Annotated in this window: 18 protein-coding genes, 1 pseudogene, 1 riboswitch and 1 other annotated feature; of the genes and pseudogenes, 5 read left to right on the forward strand and 14 right to left on the reverse strand. The window is 53.2% G+C overall.

Annotated features, from left to right (window positions below; genetic code table 11):
• Positions 1–829 precede the first annotated feature (829 nt).
• Genes B2Y11_RS08425 through B2Y11_RS08435 form a run of 3 tightly spaced genes read left to right on the forward strand, consistent with a single transcriptional unit; the run spans position 830 to position 5,136 of the window.
• The gene (locus tag B2Y11_RS08425) at positions 830–1,771 is read left to right on the forward strand and encodes an AAA family ATPase (protein ID WP_291058013.1); all 942 of its coding nucleotides are present in this window, start codon (positions 830–832) and stop codon (positions 1,769–1,771) included.
• Positions 1,772–2,782 carry a DUF58 domain-containing protein gene (locus B2Y11_RS08430; protein ID WP_291058014.1) on the forward strand — a complete coding sequence of 337 codons (1,011 nt, stop codon included), beginning with the start codon at positions 1,772–1,774 and terminating at the stop codon, positions 2,780–2,782.
• Positions 2,779–5,136 carry a transglutaminase-like domain-containing protein gene (locus tag B2Y11_RS08435; protein WP_291058015.1) on the forward strand — a complete coding sequence of 786 codons (2,358 nt, stop codon included), beginning with the start codon at positions 2,779–2,781 and terminating at the stop codon, positions 5,134–5,136. The genes B2Y11_RS08430 and B2Y11_RS08435 overlap by 4 nt, the downstream gene beginning before the upstream one ends.
• 328 nt (positions 5,137–5,464) lie before the next feature.
• On the opposite strand, the gene argH is transcribed toward B2Y11_RS08435, so the two are convergent.
• Both argH and B2Y11_RS08445 read right to left on the reverse strand, forming a co-directional pair.
• Positions 5,465–6,892: an argininosuccinate lyase gene (gene argH / locus B2Y11_RS08440; RefSeq protein WP_291058016.1), complete on the reverse strand. Its 1,428-nt coding sequence runs from the start codon at positions 6,890–6,892 to the stop codon at positions 5,465–5,467.
• Complete coding sequence (locus tag B2Y11_RS08445; protein ID WP_291058017.1) at positions 6,889–8,142, reverse strand: argininosuccinate synthase; 1,254 nt, start codon at positions 8,140–8,142, stop codon at positions 6,889–6,891. The genes argH and B2Y11_RS08445 overlap by 4 nt, the downstream gene beginning before the upstream one ends.
• Before the next feature lie 696 nt (positions 8,143–8,838).
• Between B2Y11_RS08445 and B2Y11_RS08450 the strand changes: the two genes are divergently transcribed.
• A complete protein-coding gene (locus B2Y11_RS08450) occupies positions 8,839–9,582 on the forward strand; it encodes a class I SAM-dependent methyltransferase (protein ID WP_291058018.1) in 744 nt (247 codons plus the stop codon).
• Between the two features lie 730 nt (positions 9,583–10,312).
• Positions 10,313–10,963 carry a TetR/AcrR family transcriptional regulator gene (locus B2Y11_RS08455; RefSeq protein WP_291058019.1) on the forward strand — a complete coding sequence of 217 codons (651 nt, stop codon included), beginning with the start codon at positions 10,313–10,315 and terminating at the stop codon, positions 10,961–10,963.
• A gap of 343 nt (positions 10,964–11,306) precedes the next feature.
• Here the strand turns inward: B2Y11_RS08455 and speE are convergent, their stop codons facing one another.
• The 12 genes and pseudogenes from speE to B2Y11_RS08515 form a co-directional block, all read right to left on the reverse strand.
• Complete coding sequence (gene speE, locus B2Y11_RS08460) at positions 11,307–12,164, reverse strand: polyamine aminopropyltransferase (RefSeq protein ID WP_291058020.1); 858 nt, start codon at positions 12,162–12,164, stop codon at positions 11,307–11,309.
• 4 nt (positions 12,165–12,168) lie between these two features.
• A complete protein-coding gene (locus B2Y11_RS08465) occupies positions 12,169–12,837 on the reverse strand; it encodes a DivIVA domain-containing protein (RefSeq protein WP_291058021.1) in 669 nt (222 codons plus the stop codon).
• 150 nt (positions 12,838–12,987) lie between these two features.
• Positions 12,988–13,779, reverse strand: a complete 792-nt coding sequence (locus B2Y11_RS08470) for an RNA-binding protein (protein WP_291058022.1) — start codon at positions 13,777–13,779, stop codon at positions 12,988–12,990.
• 57 nt (positions 13,780–13,836) lie between these two features.
• Entirely contained in the window at positions 13,837–14,634 is a 798-nt protein-coding gene (gene proC / locus B2Y11_RS08475; protein WP_291058023.1) for a pyrroline-5-carboxylate reductase, read from the reverse strand.
• A 2-nt stretch (positions 14,635–14,636) separates the two neighbouring features.
• Complete coding sequence (gene sepF, locus B2Y11_RS08480) at positions 14,637–15,059, reverse strand: cell division protein SepF (RefSeq protein ID WP_291058024.1); 423 nt, start codon at positions 15,057–15,059, stop codon at positions 14,637–14,639.
• A complete protein-coding gene (locus B2Y11_RS08485) occupies positions 15,059–15,562 on the reverse strand; it encodes a cell division protein SepF (protein WP_291058025.1) in 504 nt (167 codons plus the stop codon). The genes sepF and B2Y11_RS08485 overlap by 1 nt, the downstream gene beginning before the upstream one ends.
• A 12-nt stretch (positions 15,563–15,574) precedes the next feature.
• Positions 15,575–16,264: a YggS family pyridoxal phosphate-dependent enzyme gene (locus B2Y11_RS08490; protein WP_291058026.1), complete on the reverse strand. Its 690-nt coding sequence runs from the start codon at positions 16,262–16,264 to the stop codon at positions 15,575–15,577.
• Positions 16,265–17,230: 966 nt separating this feature from the next.
• Positions 17,231–18,226: an ABC transporter substrate-binding protein gene (locus tag B2Y11_RS08495; protein ID WP_291058027.1), complete on the reverse strand. Its 996-nt coding sequence runs from the start codon at positions 18,224–18,226 to the stop codon at positions 17,231–17,233.
• Positions 18,227–18,256: 30 nt separating this feature from the next.
• Positions 18,257–19,045 (reverse strand): annotated as a pseudogene (locus B2Y11_RS08500) (transporter substrate-binding domain-containing protein).
• 107 nt (positions 19,046–19,152) lie between these two features.
• Positions 19,153–19,363 (reverse strand) — a binding site (T-box leader).
• A gap of 427 nt (positions 19,364–19,790) precedes the next feature.
• Positions 19,791–21,041, reverse strand: a complete 1,251-nt coding sequence (locus B2Y11_RS08505) for a sensor domain-containing diguanylate cyclase (RefSeq protein ID WP_291058028.1) — start codon at positions 21,039–21,041, stop codon at positions 19,791–19,793.
• Between the two features lie 108 nt (positions 21,042–21,149).
• Positions 21,150–21,225, reverse strand: a riboswitch (cyclic di-GMP riboswitch).
• Positions 21,226–21,386: 161 nt separating this feature from the next.
• Complete coding sequence (locus tag B2Y11_RS08510) at positions 21,387–22,844, reverse strand: amino acid permease (protein ID WP_291058029.1); 1,458 nt, start codon at positions 22,842–22,844, stop codon at positions 21,387–21,389.
• 229 nt (positions 22,845–23,073) lie between these two features.
• Positions 23,074–23,886: a TetR/AcrR family transcriptional regulator gene (locus tag B2Y11_RS08515; protein WP_291058030.1), complete on the reverse strand. Its 813-nt coding sequence runs from the start codon at positions 23,884–23,886 to the stop codon at positions 23,074–23,076.
• Between the last annotated feature and the right edge of the window lie 244 nt (positions 23,887–24,130).

A 24,130-nucleotide genomic window follows, 5' to 3' on the forward strand; every position in this document is an offset into this window, starting at 1 on the left:
CCGAGTAAAATTTTACACTAAGGGCCGCTCCGCGGCCCGGGTTCAGAAGGTTCAGAGGGTGGTGGTGGCTGCTGACGCCGCAGATTATAAAAAAGGGGGCGCGGCTGGCGCCGCAGGTTGTGTCGAAGGGTTGCGTCGATTTCGCTCAGGGGGCAACGGCCCTTCGGGCCGAGGGTGATGGTGGCGCCCTTCGGGCGCGAATTTTAAAGAAAATGGGCGCGCCCTCCGTCATTTCGACCAAAGCCGGTCAGCCGCCAATAGGAAAGCCTCTTATTGTGCAGGCTAGAGGCCAACTTCGGCTGACTTGGAGACTCTATGCAGAGTCTCCACAGAGTGGAGAAATCTCACTCCACCATGGTACAGGAAGCATTGGGTTGGGAAATCTCTCGACTCAGAGTTTCATCGAAGCGGTTCCCCTCTAACACCCATACCGGCGCATCCCCCCGCTCGAGATGACGATGTTGGCGAGCGCCCCTCTCGTCATTTCGACCGAAGCGAAGCGGAGTGGAGAAATCTCACGCCTCAATGGGCAAGAAAGCGGGTGCGGCTTTCGCCGCTGGTTGTTTAGAAGGGCTGTAAAGGGAAAGGTGGACAGGCCTCCGGCCCGAGGGTTCTTAAGGTTCTTAAGTTTGACGCGCCTGCGGCGCTGAGGGTGGTGGTGGCGGCTTCGCCGCAGGTTTTATAGGCCGCTTTCGGCGCCTGCCCCCTCTTACTGCTGCAAATACGGGGAGGCGCCACTTACATGAGTCAGCCAATGCATCCAAGGACTCTTCCCACAGGGGGTATAATAGGTAATATATTAATTATGTACAAGAATTGAGGTATCCCTATGAATACAAAAGAAACCATTGATGCGATCCTTTCTGAAACGAGAAAGGCGGTGCTGGGCAAGGACGAGGTGCTGCGCCGCATATTGACCGCCATTCTGGCGGGGGGCCATATCCTGATCGACGACATTCCCGGCGTGGGGAAGACTACCATTGCCGTGGCCTTTACCCATGTGCTGGGGCTGGACTATAAGCGCATGCAGTTTACTCCCGACGTGCTGCCATCGGATATTACGGGCTTTTCCATGTACGATAAGAATTCCGGTACCTTCCGCTACATGGCGGGAAGCGCCATGACCAATTTCTTCCTGGCCGATGAAATCAACCGGGCATCTCCGAAGACCCAATCCGCTCTTTTGGAGGTCATGCAGGAGGGCCGTCTTTCGGTGGACGGGAAGACCTATGCCGTGCCCCAGCCTTTTATCGTCATGGCCACCCAGAATCCCTTCGGTTCTTCCGGCACCCAGGAGCTGCCGGAGTCCCAGACGGACCGTTTCATGATCCGCATTACCGTAGGCTATCCGAAAAGGGAAGATGAAATCCGCATTCTTTCCGGAGAGAAGAAGAATCCAGCCGACGGTCTTTCTGCCGTCGTTACGCCGGAAGGGCTCCTCGCCCTTCGGGAGGAGGCATCCCGCGTCCATGTGGAGGACAGCCTTTACGGCTACATGGTGGACATTGCCCGGGCTACCAGAAATCATCCGGACATCCGCCTTGGCGTTTCTCCCAGAGGCACCATGGCCCTTTCTGCCATGACCCGGGCCCATGCTTTGATGGAGGGACGCGCTTATGCCACCCCCGACGATGTGGCTGCAGTGGCGCCCTATACCCTGGGCCACCGCATATCTCTTTCCGGCGATGCCCGGTACAATGGAAAGACGACGGAGTCGGTGCTTGCCGAGATTCTTTCTTCCCTGCCCCTGCCATCACTGAAGGAGGCATAAATGGGCCGCTTTTACTATGTATTCCTTCTTTTCATCGCCCTTTTCCTCATGGTGATGTACGACCAGTATGATGCCTTCCTGCTCTTCCTCATGCTTCTGCTGGCGCCGGCAGCCCTGTACTTCGGAAGCCGGCAGGCGGGGAAAAGGGTGGTGTGCTCCCTGTCCGCTCCTTCCCATGTGGTAAGGGGCGAACAGGCGGAAATCGCCATTTTCCTGAAAAGTCCTTTCCTCCCCTTTCTCTCTTCCCTGGAGGTGCTGCTGGACGGCGCTCCCTTCGAATCCTATGAAGAGACAAAGGATGGATTCATTTTCTATTTCACCAGGGAAGTGCTCCACTGCGGCCGCTTTTCTCCCGGAAAAATCACCTTTTTCTGGAAGGATCCCTTTGCCCTTTTCCATTTTAAAAGGGATATAACCGCCTCTTCTTTCCTTGTCTATCCCCGGCAGGTGGGGACTTTTCAGGCTGCCCTCTCCGCCCTCCGCCGCATTGCAGGAAGCGAAGACAAAGAGTACTTCGGCGCCGTGGAGTATAAGCCCGGCGACAATCCCCACCTCATCAACTGGAAGGTAACCGCCCGGAAGGATGAGGTGTACGTGCGGGATTCGGCTCCCTCCGGCAGCGACCGTATCGTGCTGGCGGCGGACTATGAAAGAAATGACATACTCCGGGACACGGTGGGCGACGCCCTGCTGTCTTCCGGGCTGGCGCTGCTTTCCGCCCGCATTCCTTTCCGTTTCGTCTTTGCCACGGGAAAAGGCTCCGTTTCCCAAACCATCCGCACCAGGGAGGACTGGGCAGACGCCCTGTCCGGTTTCCTTCGGGCCGGCACGGAGGAGGCCCTGATGGGGGCCGACCTTTCGCCCTATGTCCCCATCTGCTATATTACAGGAAATCCCCGTCCCCCCTGTCCGCCCCAGCTTTCCCCCACCATCTGGTGCGCCGCTGAAGGGGCAGGCACTGCCCTGTCCGGCAGGGATAGTATTTACAATGCGCTGGGAGGGAATGCATGATGACGAGAACCACATTCTTCACCGCCCTCCTGTCCGCTCTGGGCGCCGCCGGAACAGCGGCCCTTCTCTTCTCCTATGAAGGAGGAAGCAGTTTCCTCTACGGCCTTCTGGCCTTTCTTATCGTGATGGCCGGAAATTTTCTTCTTGCCCTCCTGCCGGAAAAGAAACGTTTTCCGCTGGCAGCCCTACTGTTTGTCTGCCTTGCGGCAGTCCTCATCCTCTTCAAATCGTCCATGGAAAGCAGCTTCACCGCCCTTTCCGTGCCCTTCCTTACCACGCTGAAGGAACCTTACGATGTGGAAATAGCCATTCCGAAGCTGCCTTACGGAGCAAGTCCCCTTCCGGCGGAAATTTTCCTTCTCCTTCTCCTTTCCTGGCTTTTCCTCTGCGGATTCATTTCTAAAGGAGGAGCAGCCCTGTCTGCTCTCCTCTCCCTTGCCATCCTTCTTACAGGATTCTATTTCGGCCTGAATCCCCCTGTCTTTGGCCTGGTTCCTGCCGGTGCCTATGTAATTTCCCTTCCTGCCCGGCTGAAGGGAGGATTTTCCCATCCCGAAGTGCCGGCCTTTCTTTCCGCCCTGGTCTTCGGACTTGTGATTTCCTTCCTCATTCCCGAGAGCCGCTATGAGCAGCCCTCCCTCTTTGCCAGAATGCAGGAGGAAATCGTTTCCTTCGTGGACCCCTACGACCCCATCTTCCATGCAGGCAATGCCTACACCGGCATGATGAAAGGGGCCGCCGGAAACCAGAAGCTGGGCAGCGTAAACGGCATCCGCTACTCCGGCCGAATCATTTCGGATATGGAAACGGCAGACGCAGAGAGCCGCCTTTACCTTCGCAGCTGGAGCGGCGGGGAATATGAAAAGAACCTCTGGAAGGATCTGCCGGACAGCAGCTATGAAGGGGTCAGGCATTTATTTGACAAAAATAACGGCGAATGGTACGACCAGGGCGCCTGGCTCATGGAAGTCATTGCCCGGAGCCCCGCCCTTTCCCAGAGCCTTTCCAACTATCTGGACAGGGGAGAAACCCCGGACGGACTGAAAAAGGATTTCGCCATCGACGCAGTCTACGAAAAGACCCGTTTCCTCCTTCTTCCCTACGATGCCAGCTTCGGCGCCCCTCTCTTTGCCTATGACCGCTCCCCCATAAGCGGGGAAGGAAAGGCTTACAGCACCTACCGGTGGGCTCTTCCCTCCGGCGCCCTTCTCTCCATGATGGATAAAGAAAGCAGCAGTGATCCCTATTTCCGCACCTACATAGAAGGGGAAAGGGAATACCGCCGCTTCGTGTACAATCACTATCTGGCCATTCCGGATTCCGTAAAAGAAGGCCTTGCCGCCCTGGGCCCCCTCCCGCCGGTGAAATCCCTTTCGGAAAAACGGCAGCGGGTGGAGGATATCCGCCGTTTCCTTGCTGAAAATTACCGCTATACCAGAAGCCCCGGCAAAACGCCGGAGGGGAAAGATTTCATTTCCTACTTCCTCACGGAAAGCAGAAAGGGCTACTGCACCTCCTTTGCTTCCGCCGCCGTCATGCTTCTCCGGGCCTCCGGCATTCCCGCCCGCTACGCCGTGGGCCTGACTGTGGGAAAGGATGAAATCAACGGGGCACCCCTTTCCAAAGACGGCCTCCATCAGTACAGCATTAACGACCACCACGCCCATGCCTGGGCCGAGGTGTACGTAGACGGTCTGGGATGGCGGCCGGTGGAAATGACGCCGGGCTATGAAGGCACGGACAACCCCTTCCCCATTCCGGAAGACAAAAAGAGAAACGACTCCGGCGCTCCCGACGCACCGATGGATGAGAAGGATAAAAACAGTCCATCCAGGCAGGAGCCTCAGCAGAAGCCCCAAAACCGGCAGGAGCAGCCGGATTCCCAGAAGGGAGAACCTTCCGGGAATCCGCCGCAGCTCGCCCCGCAGAACCCGGGAGCCCCTTCATCCAAGCCCCTTCCTAAAGGACTTCTCCTCCTTCCCCTTATCCTTGCCGCCGCTGCCATCTTCATCCTCTTTCGCCTCTCCGCTGTAAACCGCCTTATCCGCCGCGCGCCGGAAAGCAAAGCATCCTTCAACCGCCTTCTGGACTACATGGACCGCCTTGCCCTCTACGCCGGCATTCCCAGAAAGGGAAGCTATGAAGAGCAGAAGAAAGCCTTCCGGAAAGATAAGAGATTTGAAGGATTCGACCGTCTAATCGACCTCCTTGTGAAATCCAGATTCTCCGGCGTCCCCCTTTCCAAAGATGAAAAGGAACAGGCCGCCTCCCTTATCGCCAAAGCAAGAAAGAACTGCCTGGAAGAGATGGGCCTTTGGGAAAAAATCCGGTTCCTGCTGATCAGGAAGATGTGAGGATGAGTGAACTAGTGAGCTGGTGGGCTGGTGGGCTGGTGGGCTGGTGAGACAGTGAGACAGTGAGACAGTGGGACAGTGGGACGCTGTCCGCTTACTGCTTACCGATGGGGTACTGTATAACCCATCAGGCGGGCCGGGGAGTTTCCTGCCTCTACCTGCCTCTATGACCCGCATTCGTCCCATGCTGAATAGGAACCCCTCAAACCTCAAATCTCAATTCTCAAATTCTCAAATTCTCAAATTCCCCAAGGAAAAAGCCCCTGCTTTCGCGGGGGCTTTTTCCTGTGAAATTGTCTATACCAAGCGCAGGGCGCTATGGCTTCTATTATCCCAGGAAGGCCATGGATTCTTTCCACTGGGCAGCCTTTTCTTTCATAGCTGCCACCGCTTCTTTGCCGTGGGCTTTCTGGCGTTCTACGGATTTCGGCCCTGTGCCGCCGTAGCTTTCACGATTTTTCACGCAGTTTTCTATTTTCAGGGCTTCCATAATGTCTTCTTCAAAGAGAGGGCTCATGGATTTCAGTTCTTCCATGTTGAGGTCATGGAGCACTTTGTGGTGCTCTATGCAGTAGTGTACCGCACTTCCTACCACCGCATGGGCCTGACGGAAGGGAAGGCCCTTCTTGGCCAGGTAGTCCGCCATGTCCGTGGCGTTGGAGAAGTCGTGTTCCAACACTTCCCGGGTATGGCTGCCGTTGACGGTCATGGTGCTGATCATGCCGGCGTAAATGTCCAGGGCAAAGTAGAGGGTGTCAATGGCGTCAAAGACTCCTTCCTTATCTTCCTGCATGTCCTTGTCATAGGCCAGGGGCAGGCCCTTCATTACAGTGAGGAGGCCCATGAGGCTTCCATAGATACGGCCGGTTTTGCCGCGGATAAGTTCGCACATATCCGGATTCTTTTTCTGGGGCATGATGGAGCTTCCGGTGGAGTAGCCGTCGTCCAGTTCGATGAAATGGAATTCGCTGGTGCTCCAGTAGATGAATTCCTCAGAGAGCCTGGACAGGTGCATGGCGCAGATGGAAGCAAAGGAGAGGAACTGCAGGAGATAGTCCCTGTCGGACACGGCATCCAGACTGTTTCCATACACCTTGGAGAAATGGAGGTCTTCCGCTTCTTCCAAAGGATTGGTGGGATAGGTGGTTCCCGCCAGGGCACAGGCACCGATGGGGGACATGTCCGCCATTTCATGGCAGTCCTCCAGCCGCTGGAAATCTCTTTCCAGCATGGCGAAGTAGCAGAGCATATGATGGGCAAAGAGCACCGGCTGGGCCCGCTGCATATGGGTATAGCCGGGCAGGATCACATCCTTGTACTTTTCCGCAGACTGCAGAAGGGCTTCTTCCAGAGCGATGAGCTTGTCCGCCAGACGGCCCATCTGTCTTTTCATGTACATATGGAGGTCCAGAGCGCACTGGTCGTTCCGGCTCCTGGCGGTGTGGAGCCTTGCGCCTGCATCGCCGATATCGTCGGTGAGGCGCTTTTCCACGTTCATATGGATATCTTCCAGTTCCACGGAGAAGGGGAACTTTCCATCATCGATTTCCTTCTTGATTTTGGAAAGGCCTTCTGTGATTTTCTCACAGTCTTCTTCTGAAATGATGCCGTGGCGGGCAAGCATTTTCGCATGGGCTTTGGAACCGGCAATGTCTTCTTTATACATCCGGCAGTCATAGGAAATGGATGCGTTGAAATCAAGGGCATTTTTTTCCTCCGCTTTCGTAAAGCGTCCGCCCCACATCATATCACTCATTTTGCATTCTTCTCCTTCATGAGGGCCCGGATGGTAAGAGGCAGACCGAAGAGGTTGATGAAGCCTTCTGCGTCAGCCTGGTTGTATACATCATCTTCACCAAAGGTGACGAATTCTTCATTGTACAGGGAATAGGGGCTTTCTGCGCCGTGGGACATAATGTTGCCCTTGTAGAGGCGCAGGGTGACCTTGCCGGTTACGGTTTCAGAAGTCTTATCGGCAAAAGCCTGGAGTGCTTCTCTCAAAGGTGCAAACCACATGCCGTCATAAACCAGTTCGGAATATTTCACTGCAGCCACTTCCTTGAAATGGAAGGTAGCCCGGTCCAGGCACAGTCTTTCCAGTTCCGTGTGGGCATAGAAGAGGATGGAGCCGCAGGGGTTTTCATAAACGCCGCGGGACTTCATGCCTACCAGTCTGTTTTCTACCAGGTCATCGATGCCGATGCCGTTTCTTGCGCCGATAGCATTCAGTGTATTCACCAGTTCCACGCCGTCCATCTTCTTGCCGTTGACAGCGGTGGGCACGCCCTTTTCAAATTCAATGGTAACCAGTTCATCCTTGTCAGGAGCATCCTCAGGATCGCAGGTAACCAGGTACATATCCTTGTGCGGTGCATTGGCCGGATTTTCCAGGTCATCCCCTTCATGGGACAGGTGCCACATATTCCAGTCCATGGAGTACGGATATTTCTGGGCAGCCTTTTCTTCATCGGTCTGCTTTTCATCGTACTTGTCAATGGGCACGCCATGGGCTTCCGCATACTTCATTTCATCTTCCCTGGACTTCATATCCCAGATTCTCCAGGGAGCGATGATCTTCATATGGGGAGCCAGGGCTTTGATGGTCAGTTCGAAACGAACCTGGTCATTGCCCTTGCCGGTAGCACCGTGGCAGATAGCGTCAGCGCCATACTTCTTGGCCATGTTCACCAGACATTTGCCGATAAGGGGACGGGCAAAGGAAGTGCCCAGCAGGTACTTGCCTTCATACCGGCCATCAGCCTGAAGGACTTTATAAGCGTATTCTTCGATGAATTCTTTTCTTACATCCAGAGTTTCCGCTGCAGAAGCGCCGGAAGCGAGGGCTTTCTTATGGATAGCATCGAAATCTTCGGGCTGGCCCAGATTCACCGTGCAGGCAATGACTTCACAGCCATAATTTTCTTTCAGCCAGGGGATAATTACGGAAGTATCCAGTCCGCCGGAATAAGCAAGAACTACTTTTTTAACATTTTTTACATCAGCCATAGGAATGCCGCCTTTCTTCATTGAATATAGACAATTTCATGAGCCCTTCACGGGGGCTTTTCTTAAGATGTGATAATTATACAGCGCTTTGCATAAATGTGCAATAGGGGAAATTGAAATTTTTTCACTTTTTATGCATTTTTATTTTTATTAAGATTGATTTTTCCGGTAATTACCGGATTTTTCATCATGTTCAGGGGAAGAAATCGGGTTATGCTGTTTATGCAGAATATACAAAGAGATAAAGGTTCAGAGGGGCGCGCCCTTCGGGCGCAAAAGGTTCTTAAGATTGACCGGCCTGTCGGCCGGAGGGTTGTGGCCGCCTGACGGCGGCGGGTTGTATAGAAGGGTTGTATAGAAGGGTTGTATAGAAAGGTTCTTGAGTTTGACCGGCCCGTTAGGCCAGAGGGTTCTCAGGTTTGACGGCCTTTCAGGCCGAGGGTTGTGGGTGGCCGCTACGCGGCAATGATTATAAAGTCAGCGCTACGTACAAACCTTCCCGCCTCCCACTGGTCATCCTGAGCGAAGCGAAGAATCTCGGTAAGAGTAGTAAATGAGGGGAATGCCTCTAAATACCAGTCGGCGGGAAAGCTGCCTGCGGCCCCCAACAAAACTCCCTTCCCCATCTTACCCCTTCTTCTTATTTCAGCTATAATATAAAAAGACATAAAATGCAAATGAATAAAGGAGGCTGTTATGATGAAACCATTACTGAAGAGTCCATTTCATGCCGGTCCGAAGACGGAGGGGTACCTGCTTTCTGCCATGAACCTGTGGAACACGCCCCTTTCTCTCTGGGGGCTGTCCCAAGTGTCCATTCCGGAGGATGCGGAAGTCCTGGACATCGGCTGCGGCGGCGGGAAGAATCTCATGCGTCTTCTGGAGAAGGCGCCCAAAGGCCATGTGTCCGGCATTGATTCCTCCTTCCGGGCCGTGGATTTTGCCTACCGTTTCAATGAGAAGGCCATCCGGGAAGGGCGCTGCTCGGTGTATGAGGGATCCGCCGATGTGCTGCCTTTTAATGAAAATAAATTTGATTTCATCCTGGCGGAAGAAACTTTTTATTTCTGGAAGGATCCTGCCGCCTGCCTGAAGGAGGTTCTCCGGGTATTAAAGCCCGGCGGCACTTTCCTCATCCTCCAGTCCAAGGGAGGCAGTCCCCTTCACCAGGTTTATGAGAAGCTCATCCCCGGCATGAAGGTGTACAGTAAAGATGAGCTGAAGGATCTTCTGGAAGAGGCGGGGCTTCGGTATGTAACCATCCACGGGAAACTGGGCGCCCTGGCTGCGGTGTCCGTAAAACCGGTCACGGCGCTGGATGCGGCAAAGCGGAAGCTGAAGCTTTCTTCCATTCCCTATGGCCGGCTGACTGCCGCCGCTTTAAGTGCAGCTGCCCTGGGGCTGGCTGCCTATGGGGTTTCTCGTAAATACCGTTCTTAAACATGCCCCAAAGCTGCGGTCTTCCATAGCCCATGCTTAATAAACAGGGAATCATTTTTAATTCCCCATTGACTTTTTAGCATACTTGGATTCATAATTAAATGCGTTCTAAAGTTCAATTTTCTGGATTTTAGAACCGGAATGCTTCTGCATTCCAAAGGTATTCTCTTCGGGCAGTTTCTGCCCCTATGGAAAGCGCAGGGTGCTTCGCTTCACCGGTGAATCTCTGTGTTTTTCCTCTGTCCGGAGAGGAAATGAAGGAGCGGGATTCCCCTAAGTCCCGCTCCTTTCCTCTATCCGGAAAAGGCAGGACGGGAGAATATCTTTCCAAAATCAGGAAAAATGTAATTATACATTCCCTATCAATGGGAAAAAGTGTATACTGTTTCATAGGATTTTCTAGAGATGTATCTTTCCGCCCATTCCACTCCCTTTCCGGCGGACATGGCCAATCCTCTTTTTCTATTCTTTATTCTGATTGTAAATCCATCGGGTCAATTTTAGAAGGAAGATGAAAGTGCGGCATATACAGGGATTTCATCTCATCCTCCACAAGGCATTCCATATTTCGTCAATCATGAATTCATTTTTCGTTTGACAATCGGGTGGAATGTCTTTTATAATAAATCAAGTCAGGGGCATTTAGGTATGCATGTACTATGTGTATACGCATTTTGTTTAGGGGAAAAGTGAGGTATATATTACTATGTCCGAAAAAAGGGCAGTCCACATGAAGGGTATACGTAACCAGATTCTCAGAACTGCTGAAAAACTGTTTCTGACCCAGGGTTACAAAACCACGACTATCCGACAGATTGTGCAGGATTCCGGAATTACTTCCGGCAGTATTTACAATATTTTTGAAGACAAGGAACACCTGTTTGCTGCCTTGGCCGATGAATTTATGGCTAAAGCCAAAGCTAAAATCGATGGCGCTCTGGAAGGCGAGTCTGCGGAAAGACGCATCGTAGGCCTTCTGGCTATGGAGCTCTACTGCACCGAGCAGAACCCGGTAATCAGGGAACTGGCCTGTGCATTCCACACCTCGCCCTTCCTCATGGAAGCGCTGATTAAGCGCCATTCCGTGCTGGCCGAAGAGATATGGATGAGCCGGAGACACCCCCGCAACTCCAGCCTTGATACAGCCATCCTGATTTCCGAAGGCATGATTTCTTCCTATCTCATTTCCTTTGATTTCTCTCAGAAAATAAACTACGATGAAATCCGCCGCAAGGTGGTGGCACTGATTCTCAAGGCCCTGGGCCTGGAAGCCCGGGAAAGCAGCCACCTTATCCAGTACATGGAAGAAAACAAAGCTCTCTGGCTGGATCTGGCAGACCAGGTACTGAATCATTCCGATGAAACCCCTAAGGAAAAATAAAATCCATCAAAAAAGCGTTGAAAACCTGTGTTTTCAACGCTTTTTTATTTGGGTTCCAAAGTTTCTCTAACCCCCGCTTGCGGGGAAAGGTGGTGCATTAGCACCAAAGAGGGTTCATAGACACGCCCTTTGAGCGTGAAGGGGCACGGCTTCGCCGTAGGTTGTGGCCTGCTGGCGCAGGCAGGTTGTGTAAAAGGGTTGTGGAAAAGGTTATGGGGAAAGGTTCAAAGAGTTCAGAGGATTCAAAAGGGAGGGCAAGCCCACCAGCTTACCAGCCCACTATCTCACTAGTACACTAGTACACTAGTACACTAGTACACTAGTACACCAGCCCACCAGCCCACTAAAACGACTGCTCTCCCTTGTAGAGGAGTTCCTTGATAAAGTTAGGAAGGACGAAGCAGCTTTTCTGGATGTGGGTATTGTAGTATTTCATAGGCGTCGGCACATCTTTTCTTGGTTCCGCCGTAAGGGGGTCATAGACCTTGGATGCCAGCATGAAGGAGTGGAGGCAGGCGGGATAGATGGGTACGTGGGAGTAGTACATGCGTACAAGGGGGAAGACGTCATTCATGGCTTCGAATACGTCATGCACTGTTTTCTGCTGCACAATGGGGGATTCGGTCTGCTGCACGATGAGGCCGTCCTTCCGAAGGGCTGCATAGGCGCTTTTGTAGAAATCTCTGGTGAAGAGGCCTTCTCCCGGTCCGATGGGATCGGAACAGTCGATGATGATGACGTCGTAGTAGTCTTTCACGCTCCTGGCAAAGGCGATGCCGTCGCCTACGTGGACGTGGAGCTTTTCCGGCGGATTCCTGAGCACCGTGGAAATGGTGGGAAAATACTCCTTGGAAAGTTCGATGACCCTGCCGTCAATGTCGCAGAGGTCCACCTGGTTGACGCAGTCATGGCGGCACACTTCCCGGGCCACGCCGCCGTCGCCGCCTCCGATGATAAGCACCCTTTCCGGATGGGGATGGAGCATGAGGGGCACGTGGGAAATCATTTCATGGTAGGTCCATTCGTCCTTCACGGAGGTCTGGAACACGCCGTCCAGAATCAGGAGTCTGCCGTATTCCAGGGTATCGGCGATTTGGATATGCTGGAAGGGGGTCTGTTCCTCGTGCACCATGTTCGTAATCTTCAGGGTCAGGCCCAGGTTTTCATTAGCCCATTCGGTGACGTACTTTTTCTCTTCCATAGGCTTATTCCCTGTCTTCTGCCGAAGCAGCCGGTTCTTCGCCCTTGGCGGTGGCAGCAGCCTGGTCGAAAAGGTTGCCGCCGGCAGGAGTTTCTGCCGCCGGTGCAGCTTCCGGCGCTGCCGGAGCCGGTTCTTCCTTAGCTTCTTCCTTTGGTTCATCTGCCTTCGGCGCTTCTGCCGCTGCCGAAGCGGCTTGGGCAGTGCCGTCTTCTACGGGCTGGGGAGCCTGTACCGCTTTGGCCGATTCGATGAGGGACAGGGCGGACTTGAAATTGGAAAGGAGCTTTTCGATGTACAGGTTCATGTCCCCCTCTGTTTTCAGAAGGTCTGCATTCATCTTGCGGCGGGCAGCTTCCGCGTCAGCCACGATCTTGTGGGCTTCGTTCTGGGCTTCCCGGATGGAGAGTTCCGCCTCCTTGTGGGCATTCTTCTTCACATTGTCCGCTGTTTCCTGGGCCATGACCAGGGTGTTGGACATGGTGGATTCCATCTTTTCATAGTTTCGGAGCTTCGTGCGGATGGTGTCCATTTCCTCTTCCATTTCACGATGTTCCCGGTAAATCCGTTCATAATCCTTGGCCAGTTCTTCCAGGAAGGTATTCACCTCGTCCTGTGCATAGCCGCGGATCTGGCGGGAGAAAGTTTTATTATGTATATCCATTGGTGTAATCATGCTGTATGTCTCCTTTGGAAATTAATACTTAATGGAAACAGCAGTGCCGTAAAGCGGCATACTCTGCTGCCGGCAGCACGTACAAGAAAACCTGGAACCTGGAAACTAGATACTAGAAACTAGTTACTAGTTTCCGGCCTTTGCCCCCGCTCACTTATACCTGTATATGAGCAGGCCTGTACGGCCTTTCCGGCTCACCCCTGTTTCTTCCTTGATTTCTATGCGGCCTCTGCCCCGGATACTGATAATGTCCCCTGCTTTCACGGTCTGGGAGGCGCTTTTGGCGGGCTGCCAGTTCACTTCGGTTCTTTCATCTTCCACGGCCTGCACCATTTTGGAGCGGGAAATGCCGAAACCTGCAGCACCTACGGCGTCCAGGCGAAGGGAGGCTACTGTGGCCCTCACTTCCTTGGCAGTCTGCTTGGGGGGCTCAATATCGGAGAGGGGGATTTCTACCACCTTTACCGGCACCATGGCCACTTTTTTGAAATTGTCCATGAGCCAGTCTTTCATGGCGCTGTCCACGACGATCTGGCAGCCGGCGCCCTGCATGAGGATATCCCCCAGCACCGCCCGGTCAATGCCAAGGCCCATGAGGGAGCCCAGCACATCCCTGTGCCCGATGAGCCGGTACCTGCCGTCCCAGGTGACGAAGAGGAGGCTTTCACCATAGTCCACAGGGCCGTCGTAATCTTCCCTGCAGAAGGCGATGCGTACTCTCTCCGCTTCATGATAGCCGCCGAAGGCAGAAGATTTCACCGTCTTCATGTGGGCCGCAATGGTTTGTCCGATCTGCCGGGCAAAGGGGGACATGAAGGGGCCTACGGCAAAGGGCCGTCCCCGGTCCACTCCGTCCGCCAGGTCCAGAAGGCGCATGGCCATGTCTTTGGACTCCTCGCCGGAAGCTGCAAAATAACGAAGTATCTTTTCTCTATCTTTCATTTCATCCTCTTCCCTGTGAGAAACAGGAGAGACAGAACCCTGTCTCCCCTGATTTTCTTATTTTCCTGCCATGGCGTCTGATTTTTCAAGGCAGGCCTTGACGCCGTCCATGAGGGCGGCGCGGATGCCATCCCTTTCCATGGCATGAATGCCGGCAATGGTGGTGCCGCCGGGGCTGGTGACCTGGTCACGGAGCTCCGCAGGATGTTTCCCTGTTTCCAGCACCATTTTCGCTGCGCCGTAAAGGGTCTGGGCGGCAGCTTCGATGGCCAGCTTTCTTGGCAGGCCGATAAGCACGCCTGCATCGGCCAGGGCATCGATGATGACGAAGGCATATCCCGGGCCGGCGCCGGACAGGGCGCCCAGCTCATCCAGCTGCCGCTCTGTGACCACCGCTTCTTTTCCTAAAGCGGAAAAAATATCTTCCGCTTCCTTTACAAATTCCGGGGACGCTTTCTTTCCCGGTGCAATGGCAGCCATGCCTTCCCCTACAGAGGCAGGGGTATTGGGCATGACCCGGATGACCTCTGTCCCTTCAGGAAGGGCTCCTTCCAGGGTATCAATGGTCACTGCCGCTGCAATAGAAAGAACCCGGGATGGATGATACCGGGATATTTCTTTGAGCACGCCGGGCACCACATTAGGCTTTACCGCCAGGATGACCATGTCCGCGTCTTTGGCCTCGCTGCCGTCCATGGAAGCATGGACACCATAGCGGGCGGCCTTTTCACGGGACGCTTCTTCGGAATGCTCTTTTACGTATATTTCTTCTTTTTTCCACAGCCCTTTGGCAAGGCAGCCGGAGAGGATGGCGCCCCCCATGGCTCCGCAGCCGAATATCAGGATTTTCTTCATTTCTACGGTCCTTTCCAGGTCGGAATGCCTGATACAAATGCCAGCCGGTCTTCATGAAGGTCCACCGTAGAGGGAACGCAGATGAGCACGTCATCATTCAGGAGCATTACATCTCCATGGGCCATATAGACGGCGCCGCTCATGAAATCCACAAAGCGGCTGGCCACTTCATCATCCACATTGTCATTCAATACAACCATCACCGTCATGCCCCTTGCCAGGGCATCCACTGCATGACGGGCATCTCCGTAGGATCCGGGAACGAGGATATCCACTTCCTGGGGCCTGATGCTCCTTGCGGGCAGCGCGCCTGCCGCAGGAACATCTTCGCCCTCTTCCCGTTCCGGTTCCTCATAGCTGTCTTCTTCCGGAGCTTCTTCAAACTGGTTTTTCAGCCAGTTCACTCCTTTGGACAGAAAAGACATCAGCCCTGTGGAGCCTCAGGTCCCTGAGGTGTCTGGGCGTTCCACTGGGGTGCTGCCGGTGCCTGCTGCTGATCCTGGTAGGCGGCGAAATTTTCGCGGGATACGCTCATATTATTCGGCGCGCAGAGATAAATGTTTTCGGAAATCTGGTCGATTCTGCCGTCCAGTGCGTACATGATGCCCTGTACGAAATCTACAATCCGCTGTGCTTCGTCGGCGTCGGTTTTTTCCATGTTCATCACCACCGGGCGCATAGCCTTCAGATGGTCGCCGATTTTTTCAGCGTCCCCATAGCTCTTGGGGTTCACCACCACCATGGTATAGGGCTTGGCAGCCTGACGGGGCTGGGCAGTTCTGCCGATGCCTCTGACCGGGCTTACCGCAGAGGGACGGGGCGGAACGGGAGCAGCCGGACCTGCCGGTACTTCCTCTTCCATTTCCTCTTCTCTTTCATCCTCATCCCTGTCTACAAACTGGTCCTTAAATTTATCAAGCAGACTCATTTTTTTCTCCTCTCAATGATAGTGTCTTTCACCAAAAATGGCTGTGCCTATGCGTACCATATTGGCTCCTTCTTCAATGGCAATTTCAAAATCATGGGTCATTCCCATGGACAGGATGGAAATCTGTCCTTCGGGAAATTTCTTTTTCATGTCTTCCCACATACCGTGGGCCTTCCGGAATACGGGGCGGGTCTTTTCCACATCCTCATAGGCCGGCGCCATGCACATGAGCCCCTTCACCCGGATATGGGGAAGAAGGGATGCTTCTCTGCATACATCATCCAGACTGTCCGGCGCCATGCCGTGCTTCGATTCCTCTCCGGAAATATTGAATTCCAGAAGCACATCCTGCACCTTGCCGATTTCTCCGGCCCGGCGGTCGATTTCCCGAAGAATGTCCAGGGAATCGCCGGACTGGATCAAATCAGCCATGGCCACTGCCTTTTTTACCTTATTCTTTTGCAGATGGCCCTGCAGATTCCAGACCACCGGAAGCGTCAAGGCCTTGAACTTTTCTCCCATTTCCTGGACCCGGTTTTCTCCTACCTGGCTGACCCCCAGGCCGATGGCTTCTTCCATATCCTCCAGAGGATGGAACTTCGTCACCGCCACCAGAGTCACCTTCTGCCCGTAGGGAGACCGCTTTTCAGCCTCATGAATCCGGTCCATTACATGGGCTAATCTTTCCTTGATTTCTGACATAGCCCCGCCTTCTTTACTCGTTTTTTCCGTACACCCACATGAGGATATACCTAAAGATTATTATATCACAGTTATTCCCGAGAAAAAACAGAAAATATGGATTTTATGGGCTTTGCAACGCGATGAAGCAGAAAATCTTCAGCCCTTCGCCCCGGGAATTCCGGTCATAAAAAAGGCAGTGAAGAAACAGTCATCCTTTCTTCACTGCCTTTTATCATGACTTCCCTGTGATTTCGGAAATTGAGCGGGCTGGTAAGCAAGTGGGTTAGTGAGCCAGTGAGCTAGTGAGCTAGTTAGCTAGTGAGCTAGTGAGCTAGTGAACTAGTGAGTTAGTGGACTGGTGAACTCCAGCCCATTGAGCCTTTTCCATTTCGGAGGGAGATTTCTCGACTCCTCTTCACTATCTCCATGAACCGCCTGCATCACTCCTCCGCTGTCCTCCGCTCGAAATGACGATGGGACAGGGCAGCGCCGGCGTCATTCTCATCGAAATGACCGCAGACCGCCCGCCTCTGCGTCATCTCGAGCGGGGCTGAAAGGCGTTATGGGACAATGGCTCTCCATCCCATTGAAACTCTGCGTCGAGAAATCTCACGCCCCAATGCTGACCATCCCAGGACAAAGGGAGATTTCCACGCTCCTCTGCGGTCGTAATGACGATGGGCCGGACAGCACCGGCGTCATTCTCATCGAAATGACCGCAGGCTGCCCGCCTCTGCGTCATCTCGAGCGGGGCTGAAAGGCATTATGGGAGAATGGCTCTCCATCCCATTGAAACTCTGCGTCGAGAGATCTCACGCCCCAATGCTGACCATCCCAGGACAAAGGGAGATTTCCACGCTCCTCTGCGCTCGTAATAACGATGGGCGGGACAGCACCGGCGTCACTCCTGCCGGAATGGCGCTAAAACGTCTAACGTCTGACTGTCTGACTGTCTCACTGTCTCACTGTCTCACCTTATGTGGCTCAGACCATCTTTGCCTTTTTAGCGATTTCATCGGGAATCTTGATACCCAGGATTTCCGCATCCTTTTTATTGATGACGATGGTGTATTCTTTCTGGTGCTGGATGGCTGCAGTTTCCGGCTTGATTTTGCCGTCCAGAATGTCGGCGGCCATGTGGCCGGTCTGCACGCCCAGTTTGTAGTAGTCTACGGACAGGGCTGCCAGGGCGCCGTCCTTGGCCATAATGTCCGCCCCTACGATGACGGGAATCTTATTGGCGTCGGTGACTTTCATGAGAGTGGGGATGGAGGAGGCCAGGGTGTTGTCGGTGGGGACATAGATGAAATCCACTTTGCCTGCCAGGGATTCTGCCACCTGCTGGATGTCATTCACGCTGTTTACAGTTCTTTCCTCTATGGCCAGGTTATTCTTTTTGCAGTAATCCTTCATCATGTTGGCCTGCACTTCACTGTTCACTTCACTGGAAGAGTAAATGAGGCCTACGGTTTTTGCATTGGGCACCAGGGCTCTGCCCAGGTCCATCTGGGCGTCGATGGAAGCCAGGTCGCTGACACCGGTGACGTTGCCGCCGGGCTTTTCGTCGTTCTTCACCAGCTTGGCGGTGGTGTAGTCCGTAATGGCGGTGCCTACGATGGGAATATCCTTGATTTCATTGGCCACTGCCTGGGCTGCAGGGGTGGCAATGGCACAGATGAGCTTCGGCTTTTCCGATTTGAAACGGGACGCGATGGTCTTCAGGTTGGACTGGTCGCCCTGGGCATTCTGCTGGTCGAAGGTGACCTTGTCTTCCCCGTAGCCCCTTTCCTTCAGTCCGTCCACAAAGCCTTTATTGGCCTCATCCAGGGAGCCGTGCTGCACGATCTGCACTACGCCGATGATGGGATTGCCGGAAGCGGAGCCGGCGCCTCCCTTAGGCTGGCTGCCGCCGCATCCTCCATATACCAGGGCTGCTGCCGCCAGAACTGCTGCCATACTCATTTTCATCCATGTCTTCATTTCTATTTCCTCCCAAATTCCTATACTGCTTTATTTAATATATGTATCTTCCAGTGCATCCATGGTACCGTTCGTTTCCATTTCCGCCAGGAAGAAATTGACATAGTTCAGGAAATCCTGATCTCCCTTGGCCATGAGGGCGCCGAAGCGGCTTCTGGTAAAGGGCTTGTCCACCAATGGTGCCGCCAGCTTCTTGTTCATCCGTACATACCGCTTTGCCTCCATGGTTTCCGTAATCATCACGTCCGCCTTGCCCTTGGCAATGAGTGAAGGGATTTCCGCATTCTTCTCATGAATGATGAGGGTAGCATGGGGCAGGCGGGATTTTGCAAATTTTTCATTCGTTCCGCCGGGATTCACCATGACCTTCACTTCCGGTCTGTCCAAATCCGAGAGGGACTTGTATTTCCCTTCCTCCCCCTTCCGGCAGAGAATGGTCTTGCCGAAGAGAAGGTAGCCATCCGACATGGCCAGGGTTCTTTCCCTGTCGAAGGTTCTTGTAATGCCGCAGAGGGCCAGGTCGAATTTGCCGTCTGCCGTATCCTGGGAAAGGGTCTTCCAGGTGGTGGGCACGTACTACACCTTCACATGAAGGGAGTCTGCCAGCTTTTCTGCCAGCTCCGTATCAAAGCCCTCATAGCTGCCGTCGGCCTCCCTGTAGGACATGGGCCGGTAATCGCCGGTGGTGCCTACGCGGATGGTGCCGCGGGCTGCAATATCCTCCAGGTGCGCCGCCCAGGCGCTTCCTGCTCCTCCCAGAAGGAGCCCTGCCGCCAGTATGGCGGCTCCTGCTATCTTCATCATCTTCATATTTTCCATCCTTCCATCCTGAAATCAAAAAGTCCCCTGCTTATTTCTAAGCAAGGGACGACGGGACACATCGCGGTACCACCCTGTTTACCTGAATAAACACAAAAGGGTGGTACCCAAGGGACGGATTATCCGTGGTACCACCCAAATTATCTTCATCAGATCGACTCTACGCCCTGTAACGGAGGCATACGTCGCAGCCTACTCCAAAGTTCAGCCGCGCAGTTCAGGAAAGAACTTCCCCATTCCTCCGCCGCCGGTTCCCACCAAATGCCGGCTCTCTGAAGGACTTCCGGAATGAGTACTTTTTTCCATCAGCACTTTTGTAATATGTGTCCATTGTAGCCAATGGGCACGGTCTTGTCAAGGGGTTCCCCCATATAGTCCCCGCCTGCGGGGAAAGGTGGTGCCGCAAAGCGCCAAAAGGGGACGGGGCCCTTCGGGCCCGCAGGTTGTAGAAAAGGTTGTGGGGAAAGGTTGTGGGGAAAGGTTCAGAGACACGCCCTTTGGGCGTGAAGGGCACGGCTTCGCCGTAGGTTGTGGCCTGCTGGCGCAGGCAAGTTGTGCAAAAGGGTTGTGGAAAAAGCTCAGAGGGTTCAGAGGGTTCAAAAGGGAAGGCAAGCCCACCAGCACACTATTGCATATTTTCCGGGTGAAGTTCTCCTGTAAAGCAGTGGTAGTGTTTTCTTTTATCCTTATACATTTTCCGGTCTGCCTGGTTGAAGGCGGAGGAGAGGGTGCTGCCGCTTTCGGCTCACTGGGCGCCGTAGGCTACGGACATGTCGTCCCTGGCGTTCATCATGTCATAGAATTCCTGGAATTTCCTGTAAAAGGCGCATTCGGAAATGCCCGGCAGGAGGACTACGAATTCATCGCCGCCGGCGCGGTACACGTATTCATCGCCCCAGAACTGCTGCATAACCCTGGCGGTGCGGTGGAGCAGCCTGTCCCCTGCCACGTGGCCTTCTTCATCGTTGGCTCTTTTCAGTCCATTCACATCGCCGAATACAATGCCCGCCGGATGATCCAGTTTTTCCAGCTCTTCCAGTTTTTCCATGAACCCGTTCCTGTTTCTTGCGCCGGTGAGTATGTCCCTGTGGCTCAGGTAGTCCAGCCTTTTCAGGAGTTTCTGGTTTACCATGCGGGCGCCCAGGAAATAGGAAATGGTTTCCAGTACTTTCTGTGTATTCACTGCATCGCTGATTTCATAGTTGTCAGCGCCGATGTAGCCGATGAGGCTCCCTCCGTCGTAAATGGGAGAATCCATAATACTCTTTATGCCCTGGCGTTTCAGGTTTTCATAATCCACAGGGTCGTCTTCCCTGAGGACTTCAATATCTTCCAATACCAGACTGGTATTGTCAACAAGAAAATTTTCCCATCCGCCGACATAGTCATCATAGTCCAAATCCTGGAGGGTTTGGATTTCCGGCGTTACCCCTTCCCTGCACCATTCAAAGGTATTGCTTACCTTTTTTCCGTCGGTTTCCAGGATGTAGAGGCGGTCGGCATGGATAATGCGTCCCAGCTCGGCCAGCATGTGGTTCACCGCTTTTTCAAAGCTTTCTCCGCCGTTCATGATTTTGGCAAGGCGGATGATAATGTCGTCGGTATTGCTGGACTGGCGGAGTTTCATCTTTTCCACATGGTCCATGTCCACATTCATAAAGATGAAGGCAGCCCGGCCTTCCCCTGCCGGTTCCACTTCAAATTCCAGCCAGTGGCCCACTTCCCGGCTGTACATGCGGCTTCGCACCTGTCTGCCCTTTGCTGCTTCATAGCAGTAGTCAAACCATCTTTCATCGGCATTGTCATAAACGGAGCGGAAAGAGCGGCCAATCAGTTCTTCCTTCCGTCTCCCCACCATTTCGCAGTAGGCCTTATTGACATACACATAGATGGTATCCACTGCTTTTTGGTTGTCTTCGTCCATCACCACTTCAAAAGCAGCATAGGCTACCGGCACATTCATATCCAGATCCGATATAAATTTGTCTTCTTTCATCCAAAGCTTCCATTCCTAACACATTACGGCAAAGGGTGCAGCAAACGCTGCGCCCCAAGGAAAGCGCTGATTCCCCTACAGAATCAGTGCCTGCTGAAATTACTACTCCGGTGCAGCTGGCTGCCATGTTACAGGCCCTATAGTTTTGCGTCACAGGCTTTCGCCTGCTTTGCCCAATGCCTATTAAATTGACTGTCGGTTTATTATAACAGAATTTGCAAATGTTTCCAATATAAATTGGAAAATTCAATAGCGATAAATGATAAAGTTTTGAAGAAAGAGCAGCAGTCATATACTCTTAACCTTCCACAAAAAACAGCTCCTCAGAAAGGAGCTGTTTGCTGCTTATTTCATTCTCACATCTGCAGGAGAAGCAGCAAAGCTCTCTGCTGTTTCCGGTTCTTCCCTGAAGCCGCCGGAGTTTCGTTCATGTTTTCTCTTGTTCTTTTCAATGAAATGGTAGCCGATGAGAAGGATAGCAAACCATACGGGAGTGACATAGAGGGCCACTCTTGTATCATCGCGGAAGGCAGAGGCCACAACCACCCCTAAGAGGAAGAGCATGGTCAGGTAGCCGGACCAGGGAGCGAAGGGCATTTTATAGGTAAGGAGTTTCTTTTCTTCCTGGGAGAGGGAAGCGCGGAACTTCTGCTGGGTACGGAGGATGACGAACCAGGTGAAGAGGGCGCCGAAGGAGCCTACACTGGTGACATAGACGAATACCCTTGCCGGCATGATGTAATTCATGAGTACGGAGAAAAGAAGCACAGCGGCGGAGAATACGATGCCTACCCAGGGCAGGCGGTGGCGGTTCAGCCGCTGGAAGCAGGAAGGTGCATTTCCCTGCAGGGACAGGTTGTAAAGCATGCGGCCGGAACTGAAGATGCCGCTGTTGCAGGAAGAAAGGACTGCCGTAATGACTACGATGTTGATAATGTCAGCGGCTCCTGCAATGCCCAGTCTTTCAAAGGTAATGACGAAGGGACTGCCCAGATGTCCGATTTCATCCCAGGGATAAATGGCCATGATGACACCGAGGGACAGCACATAGAAAATCAGGATACGCCAGAATACTTCATCAATGGCTTTCTTAATAGTGGACCGGGGGTCATGGGCTTCGCCGGCGGTGACGCCGATGATTTCAATGCCTAGGTAGGAGTACATCACCATCACCAGCGCCATGAGGGTGCCGCCGATGCCGTTGGGGAAGAAGCCGCCATGGGTCCAGAGGTTTGTAATCCCCACAGGCTCCCAGCCGTTGCCGATGCCGAAAAGAATCATGCCGGCACCGCCGATAATCATGAAGATAATGGTGCAGATCTTAATCAGGGCAAACCAGAATTCAAACTCCCCGTAAGCAGAAACGGCAATGAAATTGACCACCGTCATCAAGAGGAGCGCGCAGAGAGCCGACACCCACTGGGGCAGGTCGGGGTACCAGAAATTCATATATATCCCCACCGCCGTAAGCTCTGCCATACAGGTAACCATCCACATGTACCAGTACGTCCAGCCGGTAAGGTAGCCCCACTTCGGCCCCATGAAACGGGCGGCGTGGGCGCTGAAGGCGCCGGATACGGGGTAAGCCACGGAGCGCTCACCCAGGGCCCGCATAATGAAATAAATAGCGATGCCGCCGATGATGTAGGTGAGGAGCACCGAAGGGCCTGCCAGCTCGATGGCCGTGGCGGACCCGAGGAACAGGCCTACCCCGATGGCCCCGCCAAGGCCGATCAGCTGGATGTGCCGATTCTTCAGTCCTCTCTCAAGGTTCTCATGCATTTCCTGATTCTGTTCTGTCATATGAAACTCCCAAATCTGACAAAAAACTCCGGATCCGTACCCTTTCAGGGAATGAATCCGGAGAAAAGTACTACGTTTTTTATTTTAAACGCTGATACCCTCTACATCAAGGCAGAAATTCGCTATTTTCATACTTTTTTCGGCCATATGAGCCATTTTTAATTCCTTCAGGTATATATTTTTGCCTATATATTATCCATCATTCATTACTTTTCACCAATCATTGATTTTATTTATGAAAAATGTCTCCGTCGGAAGAGCCGGGCTTTTCCCTGATACCGTTCATGAGCACATCAAAGGCCTGATCCATGTAGGAGGCTTCTGAAATTTCCTCCTTCACCGCAAACCTTTTCTTGATTTCACTCATGAGATAATAGTAGGCCACCATGCCGGCCCAGGAGATACAGACCTCCGTAGGCTTCAGATTGCCCCGGAAAGTGCCTTCCTCCATGCCCTCCGTCAGCGCCGCCCGAAGCACCACCAGCACCATGGCAAACCTTTCCTTCCCGATGGACGCAAACACATCGGTGGGATGAATCATTTCCCAGGAAAAAATGCGGAGAATGTAGGGATGTTCCTTCATGAGGCGGAAAAAGAAACGGGAGTAAAGCTCCATGATTTCCATAGGCGTCCTCGTGCTGTCCGCCGCCATTTCCACGAAGTCCACCAGAAGGGCGCTCCCCCGCTCCAGAATGGCGGCATAGAGCTCCTTCTTGCCGCCGAAATAGTAGGAAATGGCGGCGCTGTTCACCCCTGCTTCCTTCCCTATGTCCCGGATGGACACATCGGAATATCCCTTCAGCGCAAAGAGGCGGATAGCCGCATTTTCAATCTGCTCCCTCTTATCCGGCGCCTTTTCCTTCTCCTCCTCCGGGAAAAGGCATTGGTATAAGTCCTCCTTCGTGCCGAAATAATAGGATATGGAAGACACGCTCACTCCCGCCTGCCGGCTGATGTCCCGAAGGGAGGTGTCATGATACCCCTTCTCTTTGAAAAGACGGCGCGCCGCCTTCTCAATCGCTTCCTTCTTCCCTGCTCCCATTGTTTATGCCCCCTGAAATCCAACCATATACCGGTTATTTTCTCTATTATATATGATTTTTCCTCCGATTGGAACAACGGGATAGAATGATTGAACCGTTCAGTAGCTTGTGTTCAATAGTGTAAAGTATTCAAAGAGTTCAGAGTGGAAAGATTTGCAGAACTTTACCCAGCGGGAACTGTATCGCGCCCCCTTCCTGCCTTCCTCTGTCATACTGAGCGTTAGGGAAGCACTGATTAATTCG

It is taken from the genome of Dialister sp. UBA1703 (assembly GCA_002320515.1).
Classification (GTDB): domain Bacteria; phylum Bacillota; class Negativicutes; order Veillonellales; family Dialisteraceae; genus Dialister.